We start from the raw sequence: 15,053 nt of genomic DNA on the forward strand, positions 1-15,053 counted from the left end.
ATATGGTATAATTAGTTTAATATGGATATTGTGGAGGTTGGTCAAGGATGGCTGTTGCAATTAGTCGCTATAAATTATCTCAAATCTTGCCAGGCATGGAAGTAGGACGACCTATATTAGATCGAAATGGCATGGTTTTACTAACCGAGGGGACTATGCTAAATGAAAACCTTTTGAAACGTTTATCAAGATTAGGTTTATCTGAAATTGATATAAAAGAGCAGTCCTTAGTCGATAGTGGATCAATCTTGTTCGATAATGAACAGCTTAAAATTTATCAGAATGCCGTTAGCAAGGTGAAAGATCTGTTTAGAACGATAATAGTTGATAAGAAGGTGCCATTGCGTCAATTTCAAAACATAGCTTGCAACCAAGTAGCTCCCCTTGTTGCTTCTCAATTTGCAATTAATTACTTAAATTTGGAGGGTCCTCGCGCGGATTATACTTATTGTCACAGTATTAATGTTGCCTTACTATCAGGACTTATTGGCAAGTGGTTACATTATAGTCCTGAGGCAATTAATCAACTCATTCTCGCAGGATTATTACACGATGTAGGAAAAACTCAAATACCCATATCAATATTAGGAAAGATAGGTACCCTAACGAAAGATGAGATGCAGTTAGCACAACTTCATGCCACTCATAGTTATCGTTTGCTAAGCAATATACCAGGAATTTCTCCCTCTGTCGTCTTTGGAATCTTACAGCATCATGAACGATTAGACGGTAGCGGTTATCCTGGAAATTATAGTCATGAAAAAATACATCCTTACGCTAGAATTATTGCAATTGCAGATATTTATGACGCAATGACTTCTGATAGAGCGTATAATAATAAAGTAACTCCTTTTTTGGCGGCAGATGCATTAGCTTCAGGCATGATTGCCAAATTAGATGTTGGAATCTGTACTACTTTTCTTGAACAGTTTCGCTATAGTATCTTAGGAAACTCTGTGCAGCTAGCGGACGGACAAGAGGGAGAAATTGTGCATTTGGGAGAATTTCTTAATCCAAATCCAATCATCAAATGTTCGGATGGGAAAATTATTCAACTTGATAATTGGAAGGGAATTTCAAAAGTAAAGCCTGTGGCTAGTCTTATTGGATAACTGCTTAGTATATAATTATTTTCAAACTTTTTACACCTTTCCTTTATAGGATAGGTGTATTTTAATACGTTCGTTTGCGATAGGAATTGTTGACAAAAGTGAGGGATGAGATTATACTTCATTCGAAATAGATATGAAATTTGTTAATTTTACATAGTATTAGGAGAGGAGGGGTATGATGCATTGGAGATCATTTACTATTGGTGCTATGGTAGTGCTTGCTTTTATAGGCGTGTATTTGTTTTTTTATGGAGTTCCGGATTCTTCACAATCATCTCCTAGTCCAGTAGTGGAAACACCGATTCCTTTTGATGCTGTGAAGATCACACCACTTAGAGTTATTAGTGGAAAGGAAGTTCCTTTTGAAGGTAAAATAGAATTGAAACAAGTCATTGCAGGAAAGTTCGCTCAGAAAATAAATGTTGTCAATTTTCAAGCTAAAGGTGAGCATGCTGAAAAATCAAAGCTTATTATTTTATGGGAGAACGGTGAGGTCGAAACAATTTATCCTGGCACAAGGGATCGCGTTTTACCCCCTGAAAGAAGGGCAACCCAGATAACAGTTGTAGGATATAGTATGCGGGAAAGGCGTATTTTTCAGGACTCCAATCGTAAAGGGTATCTTACTTGGGAAATCCATTATGAACCTACTGAGCTGTAAGATTTGAACTTTGGATCCACATGCTGCAATAAGAAAGGGAGTTATGATGTCATTACATTTAGAATTAATTTATTTAGAAAATAGCGGTTTTGTCGTAGAAACAGATAAACATATTTTGGTTTTTGATTATTATCAAGATGCTGCAGGTACGGTTGCCCAATTAATAGCAGAGGGAAAAAAGCTGCATGTTTTTTCCTCTCACAGGCATCATGATCATTTTAATCCGATCATTAGTACGTGGCAAGATAACGTAGCAAAATTTTTTTTGAGTGATGATATTGACAACTTACCTGGCGTTAATGAGGAAAAAATTGTGTTTATGTGTCCCTATGAGACGAGTGTGCAAGATGACTTAAAAGTCCAAACATATGGGTCTACCGATATAGGGGTTTCTTTTGCTGTGGAAGTGGATGGTTGGCGCCTATTTCATGCTGGCGACCTTAATTGGTGGCATTGGAAATGGGATGATAAATATAATCTTATGTTGGCTAAAGATCTATTTAGAAAAGAAATGGATAAATTAGATGGTTTAAAGTTTGATATAGCCTTCTTTCCAGTAGATAGTCGGCTGGAAGAATATCGAGCAATTGGAGTAAAAGAATTTTGCTGTAGAGTAGATGTAGGACAATTGGTAGCAATGCATACGCGTGGAGAAAGATGGGCACCACCCATTGGCTTTTTTGGTAAGGGACAGTCGGTTGCTACTTGGTGCCCCGTTTTTTCAGGGGATAAGTTAAAAGTAACAAAAGAATAGTGCTTGTAACTCTTATTATTAAAAAACTTTAAATTGGATTGCTCATTATCGGGTTGGAGAAATAATGAGCAATTCAATTTAATTTTCCAAATATTCAATAAAATTGTAGAATATATAAAGTATGAGTGATATAATAATACTAAGGAGATGATAATATGCTTAAGAACTATCCATCAACTTCCTTATTTATATTATCAGTAGCAGTCTTCTTGGGTATTTTATTGATTCAACCTATCGTTGGGCCGTGGCATTTGTCTTGCTCTATAACGTTAGAAGTATTAAGATTTACGGCGTCTGTTACTTGTGCATTTTTCTTTTTCTGTGCTTTGATCGAAAATGCTCATAATATGTTTTTTAGAAATCGGCACCATTAAAAAAAATACTTCGAAAGGCCAATAAATCTACTAAATATAATTAGTGCTACAGGCCCAGCAGCTGTCCTTTATATGGACAGCTGTTTTTTGCAAGTAAAGAGAGATGGACTATTGCCTATATATTGGATATACTAAGAAAATATAGTCTATATATTACTAAAGAACAGTCAATGGGGCATCTTGTAGTTAGTAAGAAAGGTTTATTAATAATAAAAGTGTAATAAAATATTTATGGGATGATCATAATGTCTAATAAGTGTGTTCTATAGCAATTGTTGGATGTTCTTATAGTTGTGTATTGCTAAGGAGGAAAAAAGATGGTAACGACAAAGTTTAAACGAATTCATTTAGTGGTGATGGACTCCGTAGGAATAGGAGAAGCACCTGATGCGGCGAAGTTTGATGATGTTAATGTAGATACGTTTGGTCATATTGCTAAAGCATGCGGTGGTCTACATATGCCTAATATGGGAAAACTCGGTATTTCAAACATACGGGATATTGAAGGAATCGAGCCTGCAAAACATCCTCTTGGTTATTATACGAAAATGCAAGAGTTATCGAATGGCAAGGATACAATGGCAGGTCATTGGGAATTTATGGGGCTTTTTACGGAAAAACCATTTCGCGTATTCCCTCAAGGGTTTCCCAAAGAATTAATCCAGCAAATTGAGGAGAAGACGGGGCGGAAAGTGATTGCTAATCGGCCAGCAAGTGGTACCGAAATCATAGAGGCCCTAGGGGAAGAGCATATGAAAACAGGAGCACTCATTGTTTATACCTCTGCTGATTCTGTTCTGCAAATTGCTGCACATGAAGAAATAATTCCAATAAAAGAACTCTATGAAATCTGTGAGTTTTGTCGCAAAATTACGCTGGAAGAGCCTTACAAAGTAGGACGTATTATCGCCCGTCCTTTTATTGGAGAGCCAGGTAAGTTTACTCGTACTGCCAATCGCCATGATTATGCGCTAAAACCGTTTGGCCGTACAGTGATGAACGAGTTAAAAGATGCTGACTACGATGTAATTGCTTTAGGTAAAATTTCTGATATCTATGCTGGTGAAGGGGTTACGAAATCCATTCATACGATTTCTAATATGGACGGTATAGACAAATTACTAACCGTTTTTGATGAAAAATTTACTGGTCTTAGCTTTCTAAATTTAGTAGATTTTGATGCCTCATTCGGACACCGTCGTGATCCTCGTGGTTATGGACAAGCCCTGGAAGAATATGATGCTCGTTTACCAGAAATGCTGGCTAAAATGAAGAATGAAGACTTATTAATTATTACTGCCGATCACGGAAATGATCCAACTTATCACGGTACAGACCATACACGGGAATACGTGCCTTTACTCATTTATTCCCCTTGTTTTTCTGGAGGGAAGGAGTTACCTATAAGAAAAACATTTGCGGATATTGGTGCTACTATAGCGGAGAACTTTAATGTAAAGATGCCAGAGTACGGTACTAGCTTTTTACAAGACTTGACATAAAGTAACATAAAACCGAATAAAAATGCACCACTCACTGGATAGTGTGGTGCATTTTTGTGTCGGATACTAGAGAATCCTATTCAAACTTTACCACCAGACACTGGGTAAATATAAATTTAGAAGGGGATCAAAAGAAAGTGGAGAATATTAACTATAAATTAAAGATGATAATAAAGTTAACGTAATTTTAGGGGGATAACTATGAAGAAATGGAGATTTTTCGCTCTTGCTTTGTTAGTTGGATTTTGTTTTACCAGCTATTCATATGCATCCTATTCGCCTAGTTTTAATGATAGACCGACTGTGTTTGATCAAGGCAAAATTAGGGGATATTTTCTATGGCAAGATAAAGAGGGTTTTCATTTGCGAGCCACATCCAATGGGGGCATCCATAATTTTAGTGGAACGGTGCGTACCGACGGTCGATTTAAGAATGTTTTAGAAAACTATAAAGGCGATAATGACTATCTTGAAGTGAATAAAAGCCAAAATAAGATAAAATACAATATTACGACTTCAGAAGAGGAAGAGGGAATCGATTTTCAGCTTTCTTATGGGAGTTATATAAAATTTAGCTTATCCTTAGATAGTGAAGCTAGTAATCCTAATGAAATTTTTATAGGAAAAGATGGATGGCATCCCGTCAGTCATGATTTTACTATTCTGTATGATGGAGATTATACAAAATACATAGATGGACAAACTATTCTAATCATTGATAGCAGATTTGGGTGGCCAAGAGGAAAAGGGACAGGTCAAGGCAGAGATTAATCAATAATAGGAGGTATGCTAATTATGGATGAAAATAAAGATAACGTTACAGTTATAGCAAATGAAGAAGCTAACTCTGAGCAAGAACCTCCTAAGAAGAAAAGTAGATGGGGTTGGTTTACTAGCATCGGCGGGGTTCTGCTGCTTTTAAAAGCCTCAAAGATATGGGCAATTATAAAGGGAGCGCTTATACTCCTTAAACTCGGTAAATTCCTTACTACAGGTTTGTCGATGATGCTAACCGTTGTTATATATACTTTTATATATGGCTGGAAATATGCAGTAGGGATTGTATTATTGTTGTTTGTACATGAAATGGGACATTTGGTTGCGTCTAGAAGGTTAGGTATTAATACAAGCTTGCCAATGTTTATTCCTTTTTTCGGTGCAATCATCCAAATGAAAGAAGCACCGAAAGATGCAAAGACTGAATCTATCGTTGGCATTGCTGGTCCAATTTTCGGAGCCTTGGGAGCATTTGTTTGTCTTTGGATTGGAGAAATATTTGACTCTATGTTACTATATGCTTTAGCTTATTTCGGCTTCTTTTTAACTGTTTTTAATTTGATTCCAGCCCATCCACTTGATGGGGGACGTATTGTAACTGCTATATCCCTAAAGCTTTGGCTCGTTGGTATTCCTATAATGCTCTTTTTTTCTCTGTACTTCTTCAACCCTATCGGAATTTTAATTTCTATATTGGCAGTAAAAAAAGCATGGGAAGTTTGGAAAGATCGAGAGAATCCGTATTATGATACTGATCCAGGGTTTCGTCTAAAAATGGGCTTTTCCTATTTTGCTCTTTTTGCTCTGTCAGCCTATTATACTTACAATTTACATGAAACGCTGAATAGACACTAATTTTAGCGAATGTTACTTATTTACCGTCAAATAAAGACTTATTAAATTCGATCTTTAACCCCCTTGTTTTAACCTAGGATATTTGGGATAATAATAAGATTGTTAACCTTGATAAGGAAAGAGAAGAGGATTGATTTTAAGCTTGGAAAAGAGGATTATGAATGATTAAAGAATCCATTTATGGATTGACATTAGATCAACTGGTAACATGGCTTGGGGAGCGTGAGCATAAAAGGTCTAGGGCATTGCAAGTATGGGATTGGCTTTATAGGAAGCGGGTAAGAAGTTTCTCAGAAATGATGGATGTCAATAAAGAATGTATTGAATTATTAGCCGATCATTTTGTCATCCAAACCTTAAGTGAACATTTACGCCAAGAATCAGAAGATGGAACGATTAAATTTTTGTTCAAGTTACAGGATGATAACCTGATTGAAACTGTATTAATGAGGCACAAATTCGGTTTGTCTGTTTGTGTTACAACCCAAGTAGGGTGTAATATAGGATGTAGTTTTTGTGCAAGCGGACTACTGAGAAAGAATCGTGATTTATCCAGTGGCGAAATTGTAGAACAAATTATGAAAGTCCAGCATTATTTAGATGGAAGGAACCAAGATGAAAAGGTAAGTCATGTTGTGGTAATGGGTATCGGAGAACCATTTGATAACTTTAAAAATCTAATAGACTTTTTACTGATTATTAAAGACCATAAAGGACTTGCTGTTGCGGGAAGACGTATTACCGTATCTACTAGTGGTCTTGCAGATAAAATTATAGAATTTGCCGATGCTAACTTGCAGGTAAACCTGGCGATTTCATTGCACGCACCCAATGAAGAACTTCGAACCCGCATCATGAAGATCAATCGTATCTTTTCAATTGAAAAAGTAATGCAAGCCGTTACTTACTATTTGAAGAAAACGAATCGTAGAATTACGTTGGAATATATTTTATTAAAAAACGTGAATGATCGTAGAGAACATGCCTTAGAGCTTGCCCATTTGATTGGTGATAAAAAGCATCTTACAAATGTTAACTTAATTCCTTATAATCCAGTGGATGAGCACAGTCAATATCAAAGAAGCGACCTAGATTCTATGCGGGCATTTTATGATACACTAAAAAAGCAAGGTATTAATTGTAGCAATCGACTAGAGCATGGCACAGATATTGATGCTGCTTGTGGGCAGTTAAGAAGCAAACAAATCAAAAAAATGTAGAAAGTAACCTAATATAGAATATAGAGTTTGTATTCAGATGATGAGGTGGAAAGTGAAAATAGCGATATTGGTCAGGGAAGAAACTATGCAACGTTGTACAGGTAGGGGATGTCTTAACGCTTTCTTTCAGAAAAAGGATGCCTTTGAAAAATATGAAGAAGCAGTTCAGCTCGTCACTTTTACTCATGCCGATGGAGATATTGATCATAAAATTGAGACGATGATTAAAAACGGTGTGGATGTGGTGCATTTATCCTCCTGCATGCGCGGGAAAGCAGCGAATTATGAAATTTTAGCAAAACGCCTTGGAGAACATTTTGATGTTATTGGATACACCCATGGATCAGAAGACGGCAAGGGCCAAAAAACAATAAATATTAAGAAGAAGTTATAATGGATGAACGCCTGTATCCTCGAAATTTGAGGGTATGGGCGTTTTTCAATAGCAGGTATTTGTCGGATAAAGTAGAATAATGTAATAGAATGAATGCTTATTGAAAGGCGAGATGATTCAATGCGATTCTTGCATAAATTTACACTGTTATTAAGCACGTTGATAATCGTTAGCAGTGTAATTCAATTTTTTACTTTCGACAGGCTTTTCCTTGCCAATACCAATTCTTTGTTATTGGCTACAAATGAAAAAGCTGCGAAGAATGTTGGAGAGCAACTTTTAACATTCTTTAAAAATACCGAAAATTCCTTAAAAATGATAGCAGCGGATCCTAATATAAGAAGCGATCAAAGACTTCTTGATAAAATAAATGAAGTTATGCCTGAAGTCAATATGATTATTATACTTGATAAACAAGGAGATATTTTACTTGCTAGCCGGAGTGAAAAAATAGCAGGTTTAAATTTGTCTCATAGGGATTATTTTCAACGTGCTATTAAGGGTGAAACATATATCAGTGGCGTATATACAAGTATCACTGGGCGCCAAGTGGTCGCAATTTCAACTCCAATTATCGAAAATGATAATATAGTAGGTGTGGTTGTTGGGACGATTTGGCTGCATGAAAATAAATTGGTATCCATGTTCGATAATAAATCCTTTGGCCGTAGCGGATATATTGCCATTACTGACCAACGAGGGGTTATAGTATACCATTCGGATCAAGAGCGCGTTGGGAAAAAGGGGTGGGTAGTCGATAAATTGCAAGGCTTGACAGGCTCAATTATAATGAAGAATTATTCTGGAAATGAGCGTCATATTGGATATAATAAGGTTCCAGAATTAGATTGGCATGTTATTGTGAGTACCCCGACAGCCGAGTTAGCAGAGCTTCGTAACATTATGCTGTATGAAATTCTTATGGTGACGCTTTTTACGATTCTTCTGGTTATTGTAATTGGTACTTATACTGTGCGGCGATATATGCGGCCACTTGAAAAACTAGTTGAGGCATTTCGCTTTGTCAAACAAGGAAAATACAAAAGAATTGCACCATATGGTTACGCTACGGAATTTGATGAAATGATTCAAGTATATAACGATACCATTAGTAAGCTTGAGGAAGTTCATATTTCATTGGTGGGAGCGGCTGATAGTGATGGCTTGACTGGGGCCTATAATCGTAGATCTTTTGATAAAACATTAGAATTAATTAAAGGTGAACTACAATCAGGATCTCTTGCCACATTAGGAATTATGTTATTAGACTTGGATAACTTTAAACGTCAAAATGATACAAGTGGTCATGTAGCTGGTGATGATATTTTGAAAAGGTTTACAGATATAGCGCAGTCTGTTGTAGGAAATCGTGCCATATTTCGGTTCGGTGGAGATGAATTTGCGATTATCTTACGCAATATCCCAGATACAACGTTTAAGTTATATGCAGAACAAATACGTCTGCAGTCTGCAGAAAAATTAAAGTCTTGTACAGTGAGTATCGGTATTGCAACTTACCCTAAAAATGCTGTTTCTATTGATGAATTACTAAAATTTGCCGATAAAGCGCTGTATATGAGTAAGAATACTAAAAATAAGGTAACAGAGTATCTGGGCTAGTAATTGATTCAAATATACTGGACGAACAATTCTTTTTGTAAATTGGAATAAAAAGAAAACAACTACTGAAAAGTAGTTGTTTTCTCACATGGCAAGTTTGGCTACTATTGGAGGTAAAAGTTTTATTTAGCAAGAAGAACTATCATTATCATTAAAGCAGCACAACAGCAAGAGGATGATTATTATAATCACGACTCCTCTACTGTTATTATGTCCGCCGCCGCATCCAAAGCCCATAATAAACCCTCCTTTTAATGCATATGTAGTACTTACGCTGTATTGTATGATTAAGATGAAAAAATGTTAAAGAATATTTTGTGCATAAAGTATATGGGTACACTTTAAATGTTTGCTTCTTATTTATTTAAAATGAAAAAACGCGGAAAAATCGTGTGCGATTTCTTCCGCGTTTTTCTCATTTCAATTAAGTGAATTTACGTTTTAAAGTAGTTACTGTTGTAAGCGATTCTTTAAAATCACTAAGCGAGCTGGAATTTTAATAACACCTGTACCCAAGCTGACACCTAAGAGAACAAGAAGAAGAGCAACAAAATGATACCAGCTTAATTGTTCTCCTAAGAAGAAAGCCGAGGCAAGAACACCTACTATGGGAGAAGCATTTTGGAAAAGAGAGGCTGTGGAAGCTCCCACTTTTTGTATGGCTGTATTCCACCACAAAGCTCCTAATGCCGTACTCAAAAAGCTCGAAGACAGTAGCACAACAATTGGCCAAAAACCGAAACTACCGGGGTAGCTCCATTCAGGGTTGACAGATAGCCCTAATATCAATAATCCAATAGAAGCTAAGGTATGGCTATAAGCTGTTACTACTAAGGGAGAAACGGATACAGTAGCTTTTTTAACAAATAAAGAACCGATTACAAAGGTAATGGTTGCAATTAACACAACTCCATCACCAAAAAGTGTGGCACCGCCTTGTGATTTACCTGAGACGACCAGCAGCAACCCGCCAAATCCCAAAAGAATAGCAATTCCTTTTTCCCAGGTAAATTCTTCTTTTAGGAGATAGCCAGCAGAAGTAGTTGTAAACAATGGATTTAAGCCCAAAATAAGAACAGCATGCATTCCGCTGGTAGCAGTTAACCCTATGTTAAGTGCAATTTGGTGGAGAAAAATACAAAACGTGGAAACCCCAATAATAGGAAGCCATTCTTTGTGAGAAAGCTTTTTGTATCCATGTTTTTTAAAGACGAGAGGTAAGAGTAAGGCGCTCGCTAGACATAAACGAATAGGAGCCAACGCCAATGGCGGGAAAAAACTAGTGAGATATTTAATTGCGACTACATTGAGTCCCCATAGAATTACAACTAGAATCAGCAGGAAGAATACATGCCGATTATCATTTACCTTTGTCAAATTTCGTCACTCCGATACAAATTATAATTCCTTATCTTATCACAGCATGTTAGAAAGGAAAAGTATAATTTCTTGTATCGTTGTTTCATGGTAATAAAATGGCGAGGAAAATCTGTTTTAAAAATGAAAATCTTTAAAGCCTAGGACTAATTCCTCAATAAATTTATCAGTAGCTGCTGATAAAAATCTGTCTTTTCGATAGATAAGTCCCATTTCTTTTTTCATAGCAGGGTTTGCTATTGAAACAGTTTGAATGCGTTCATCTGCATAACTATTAATGTAGGATCGAGGGAGAATCGTGACTGCAATATTACGGCCTACGATCTCAAGCAAGTGTTCAAAGGGCATCATTTCGATTATTGGATTAAACAAAAAGCCAAGTTCTTCTGTAGCGTGGTCAATAAATTGTCGGATAATGTACTTGGGAGGGGGGAGCACAATGGAGATTGATTTAAGCATATCAAGGTTCACTGATTTTTGTTTGCTAAGTTCATTTTTTTTGCATACGGCAAGACATAATTCTTCCGCGTATAAATAAAGACTTGCTAGCTGCAGGTCGTCTAATGGTAAAAAAGCAATTCCAATATCTAACTCATTTTTAAGTAGCTTTTCTTTTATTTCTTCTGTTGATAGTTGGATAATGGAAAGATTAATACCTGGATAACGAGTATGAAATTTTACGATTGAAGAGATCAGCAGATGGCTTCCGGAACATCCTACAGCAAGGCTGCCCCTTTCAAGACCTTGCAATTCTCCGATGGCAGTATGAGCTTGTTTCAATTCACCAAAAATTTGCAGACAATGTTGATATAGAATTTCTCCCGCCTGGGTGACAAGAACCTTTTTGCCTACTCTGTCAAAAAGAAGGGCATCTACCTCACTTTCTAAAATTCTAATTTGTTGACTCAAAGTAGGCTGAGATATGCCAAGCTTTTCAGCAGCTTTTGTAAAGTGAAGTTCTTTATACATTGCCATAAAATACTCCAAATGCCTGAGCTCCATTGTGTTCACACCCAATCATAGTTTATAACTATGATTATACTAAAAATTATTAGATTGATCAATTATAGACTGTTGCATATAATAAGAGCAACCAATAGAATTTAGTTGCGGAGGATGATTGTTATGAAATATAAAGAATTTGTATTTCTTTTAATATGTAACTTATTATGGGCAGGAAATTTTATATTTGGCAAATTTGTTATTCAAGAGTTCTCTCCACTCTGGATTACTTTTCTGCGTTGGATGATTGCAGTCAGCATTCTATTTCCTGTTGCAGTAGTACATGACAATTTGAACTATGCAAAGATGAGAAGTATACTGAAAGAATCTTGGCCGGCGTTAACTTGCATGGGGATATCGGGAGGAATCTTATTCAATGTATTTACTTATTCAGCCTTGCAATATACTTCTCCAACGAATGGATCGTTAGTTTTTTCCTTAACACCTGCTATCACAATGATTTTTTCTTATCTTATTTGGAAGGAAAAAGTTTCGATAATGCAGATGGCAGGGTTAAGTATTTCCTTTTTGGGTGTGGTAGTTTTATTGACAAGTGGGAATATACTGCACGTGTTTCAAATGGATTTTAATAGAGGGGATTTACTAATGATAGGAGCGGATCTTTGTTGGATGATATATGCTTTTTCATGTAAGAAATCAGCTACTGTACCGCCGATTACTGCGATAGCGATTTCTTCATTAATTGCAATATTCATTATGATTCCCTTTATCATTCTGCAGCCTATTGATTTTCATCAAGTAACTCGTACCGGAATAAATGGGGTTCTTTATATCGGTGTTTTTGCCTCGGTGTTTGCGTTTATCTTATGGAATATGTCCCTTCGCATAGTCGGTGCTAGTAAAGCAAATCTTACAGTCAATTTAATCCCTGTTTATACGGCTGCTATTGCTATTATTATCGGAGAACAAGTTTCTGCAACCCAATTATGGGGTGGGGCAATGGTATTAACAGGCTTAGTTTTAACAAGTCAAAAACGCAAAGAATTGATTTGTATTCGTGTCAATAAACAAGAGGTCGATTTGGGTGATGCTACTATCAAGCGTCCTCATTATGTAAATTGAATTTTAAATTGGATCGTGAGAATAAAACGACCTAGCTGTAGATTAGAACCTTCATATCTACAGCTAGGCCTTTTTTTCTATGACAGTGTATAATGAGTAATTGCTAAACGCAGATAATAAAAATATATTGACATAATAATTTAAATTGCATACAATATAGTTGTAAACGATGTAAATTTGTAATAGAAATACAATAATTGTAACTCGTAATGCTAGGATGTGAAACTATGAGTAAGAAGATAAAACAGGTAGATTTATTAATTATTGGTGCAGGTGTAGCTGGATTAACAGCTGGTATTTATGCTGGTAGGCTCAAGCTTAATACTTTAATTATCGAAGATGAAATCATTGGCGGGCAAATCCGGGACGCTTATATTATTGAAAATTATCCTGGGTTTAGCAGTATTAGTGGCAGTGATTTAATTGATAAAATGCAAGAACAGGCAATTAATTCAGGGGCAACGATTGATGAGTTTGATAGTGTAGTATCAGTAAAATTAACGGACAATGAAAAAATCATTGAAAGTGAAAAAAATATATATAAGCCAAAAGCTGTGATTATTGCGGCTGGTGCCAAACGCAAGGAATTACCTATACCGGAAGAAAAAAAATTTCGTGGAAATGGTATCCATTATTGTGAAATATGTGATGGACATTTATATGAAGGAAAACATATTGCGGTTGTTGGCGGTGGAAGTTCAAGTGTTGGAGCGGCTATCTTTTTGTCTAAATATGCAGAAAGAATTACCCTAATTCATCGTTCCGAGTATTTAAGAGCAGATAAAAAAAGTCAAGAAGAGTTGTTCAATAACAAAAAGATAAACTTTTTGTGGAATACACAAGTGAAACAGGCTATGGGTAATGAGTTGTTAGAATCTGTACTTTTAGAAAATGTTAATACAAAAGAAAATACAGAGTTAAAGTTGGATGGAATCTTTGTAAATATTGGTTCGGTTCCTAGAACCGCTATGTATAAACAGTATATAAACATAGATAGCTATGGTAATATTGAAGCCAGTGAAACTTGTGAAACAAATGTAAAAGGTGTTTTTGCAGCGGGAGATGTGAGGGCTAAAGAGGTTAGGCAATTAACAACTGCTGCAAGTGATGGAACCATCGCTGCATTAATGGCTGAAAAGTATATATTACAACAGTAAATAGGGGAATTAGGGTGGTAAAATAATTCGGCGTAGACAATATTGTCTACGCCGTTTCTTATATAAAAGAATTAGTCACTGTACTCCAGTCGCGTATTATCTATAGAAGTCTTGTGTATTGTTGTAAACAAATTCAAGAAATGGCGGGCGGCAGTAGATAGATAGCGATTTCGCATCCAAATGACAGCAGCAGTTGTCTCGATGCTTGGGTTAATAATTGTTTTAAATACTAGATTCGTATTTGGGATAAGATCAATAGCAGCTCTTGGTACTACTGCGATACCAACATCTGCATCTGCCCAAGCTAAGATAGGCATAACATCGTCACTTTTACATAGAAAATAAGGCTCAAACCCAGCTTGCAGACAATGATCAGTAATCATCGCTTCAAATTTACGATGAATCATTAAGGGTTTGCCGGCAAGTTCTGAAAGCTGGATAGAATCTGAGTGTTCTCCTAAGGAATTAGGATTATTTTTATTAAGTGCGGCAACCAAAGGTTCATTAGATAACTTAATAGATTCATAGAGTGCATCATCAAAAGAAAATCGAACTAATCCTATTTCAATTAATCCACCATTCAAGAGTTCAATAATTTGGCTGGACTCTCCTTCCCTTAACTCAAACTTCAGACTAGGATATTGATTCCGAAAAATACGAGCCACTCGCGGTAAAATTGTTGCAACAGAAGAAGAGGCTGTGCCGATGGACAAGGTGCCGTGGGTACCAGCCTCTATTTCTCTTATTTCCTTAACGGTAGTATCCATTAGCTCGAGTAACTGCTCAGCCTTTTTTCGCAAGAGATGGCCTGCTTCTGTTAACTGAATCTTACGGTGTCCTCGTTCAAATAGCTTGGCCCCTAGATTATCCTCTAGTTGCTTCATTTGGCGACTAAGAGGTGGTTGAGCGATGTGCAAAATCTTCGCAGCTGTTGTAATATTGCCTTCTTCAGCAAGGGTAAGAAAATATTTCATTTCTCGAATACTCATCATAGTGGCCAGCTCCTTCGCGAATATATACTTAAAAGGTATGGAAATTACATGATATTAGTATTATTAGTATGGGACTAACTCTGTTATAATTGTAAATTAAAGAACTATTACTAGTCAAATTTTGAATTGATTCTGGATAGATGCTAGTTGGAATAAAACCTATTTTACTTATG

The 15,053-nt window shown here is 36.3% G+C and carries 15 protein-coding genes; 12 read left to right on the forward strand and 3 right to left on the reverse strand.

What is annotated here, in order from left to right:
• Positions 1 to 47 precede the first annotated feature (47 nt).
• From QSJ81_RS16645 to QSJ81_RS16690, 10 genes are all read left to right on the forward strand, one after another.
• Positions 48 to 1,112 (forward strand): HD-GYP domain-containing protein, encoded by a 1,065-nt coding sequence (locus QSJ81_RS16645; RefSeq protein ID WP_285718478.1) that lies wholly within the window; start codon positions 48 to 50, stop codon positions 1,110 to 1,112.
• A 175-nt stretch (positions 1,113 to 1,287) separates the two neighbouring features.
• Positions 1,288 to 1,773: a hypothetical protein gene (locus tag QSJ81_RS16650; protein WP_285718479.1), complete on the forward strand. Its 486-nt coding sequence runs from the start codon at positions 1,288 to 1,290 to the stop codon at positions 1,771 to 1,773.
• A 43-nt stretch (positions 1,774 to 1,816) separates the two neighbouring features.
• Entirely contained in the window at positions 1,817 to 2,527 is a 711-nt protein-coding gene (locus QSJ81_RS16655; RefSeq protein ID WP_285718480.1) for an MBL fold metallo-hydrolase, read from the forward strand.
• Positions 2,528 to 2,682: 155 nt separating this feature from the next.
• A complete protein-coding gene (locus QSJ81_RS16660; protein ID WP_285718481.1) occupies positions 2,683 to 2,901 on the forward strand; it encodes a hypothetical protein in 219 nt (72 codons plus the stop codon).
• A gap of 317 nt (positions 2,902 to 3,218) precedes the next feature.
• The gene (gene deoB / locus QSJ81_RS16665; protein ID WP_285718482.1) at positions 3,219 to 4,403 is read left to right on the forward strand and encodes a phosphopentomutase; all 1,185 of its coding nucleotides are present in this window, start codon (positions 3,219 to 3,221) and stop codon (positions 4,401 to 4,403) included.
• Between the two features lie 201 nt (positions 4,404 to 4,604).
• Positions 4,605 to 5,174 carry a hypothetical protein gene (locus QSJ81_RS16670; RefSeq protein ID WP_285718483.1) on the forward strand — a complete coding sequence of 190 codons (570 nt, stop codon included), beginning with the start codon at positions 4,605 to 4,607 and terminating at the stop codon, positions 5,172 to 5,174.
• 24 nt (positions 5,175 to 5,198) lie between these two features.
• Positions 5,199 to 6,035, forward strand: a complete 837-nt coding sequence (locus QSJ81_RS16675; protein WP_285718484.1) for a site-2 protease family protein — start codon at positions 5,199 to 5,201, stop codon at positions 6,033 to 6,035.
• Positions 6,036 to 6,196: 161 nt separating this feature from the next.
• Entirely contained in the window at positions 6,197 to 7,255 is a 1,059-nt protein-coding gene (rlmN, locus tag QSJ81_RS16680; protein ID WP_285718485.1) for a dual-specificity RNA methyltransferase RlmN, read from the forward strand.
• A gap of 52 nt (positions 7,256 to 7,307) precedes the next feature.
• Complete coding sequence (locus QSJ81_RS16685; RefSeq protein WP_285718486.1) at positions 7,308 to 7,649, forward strand: CGGC domain-containing protein; 342 nt, start codon at positions 7,308 to 7,310, stop codon at positions 7,647 to 7,649.
• Between the two features lie 120 nt (positions 7,650 to 7,769).
• Positions 7,770 to 9,269, forward strand: a complete 1,500-nt coding sequence (locus tag QSJ81_RS16690; RefSeq protein ID WP_285718487.1) for a diguanylate cyclase — start codon at positions 7,770 to 7,772, stop codon at positions 9,267 to 9,269.
• 450 nt (positions 9,270 to 9,719) lie between these two features.
• Here QSJ81_RS16690 and QSJ81_RS16695 read toward each other — a convergent pair whose 3' ends face one another.
• On the reverse strand, positions 9,720 to 10,646 hold the full coding sequence (locus tag QSJ81_RS16695; protein ID WP_285718488.1) for a DMT family transporter: 927 nt from the start codon (positions 10,644 to 10,646) through the stop codon (positions 9,720 to 9,722).
• A 117-nt stretch (positions 10,647 to 10,763) separates the two neighbouring features.
• On the reverse strand, positions 10,764 to 11,648 hold the full coding sequence (locus tag QSJ81_RS16700) for a LysR family transcriptional regulator (RefSeq protein ID WP_285718489.1): 885 nt from the start codon (positions 11,646 to 11,648) through the stop codon (positions 10,764 to 10,766).
• A 123-nt stretch (positions 11,649 to 11,771) separates the two neighbouring features.
• Here QSJ81_RS16700 and QSJ81_RS16705 point away from each other — a divergent pair, with 123 nt between their 5' ends.
• A complete protein-coding gene (locus QSJ81_RS16705) occupies positions 11,772 to 12,731 on the forward strand; it encodes a DMT family transporter (RefSeq protein WP_285718490.1) in 960 nt (319 codons plus the stop codon).
• Between the two features lie 227 nt (positions 12,732 to 12,958).
• On the forward strand, positions 12,959 to 13,888 hold the full coding sequence (locus tag QSJ81_RS16710; RefSeq protein WP_285718491.1) for an NAD(P)/FAD-dependent oxidoreductase: 930 nt from the start codon (positions 12,959 to 12,961) through the stop codon (positions 13,886 to 13,888).
• A gap of 71 nt (positions 13,889 to 13,959) precedes the next feature.
• Here the strand turns inward: QSJ81_RS16710 and QSJ81_RS16715 are convergent, their stop codons facing one another.
• A complete protein-coding gene (locus tag QSJ81_RS16715; RefSeq protein ID WP_285718492.1) occupies positions 13,960 to 14,880 on the reverse strand; it encodes a LysR family transcriptional regulator in 921 nt (306 codons plus the stop codon).
• Positions 14,881 to 15,053: the final 173 nt, after the last annotated feature.

It is taken from the genome of Pelosinus sp. IPA-1 (assembly GCF_030269905.1).
Taxonomy (GTDB): Bacteria; Bacillota; Negativicutes; order DSM-13327; family DSM-13327; genus Pelosinus.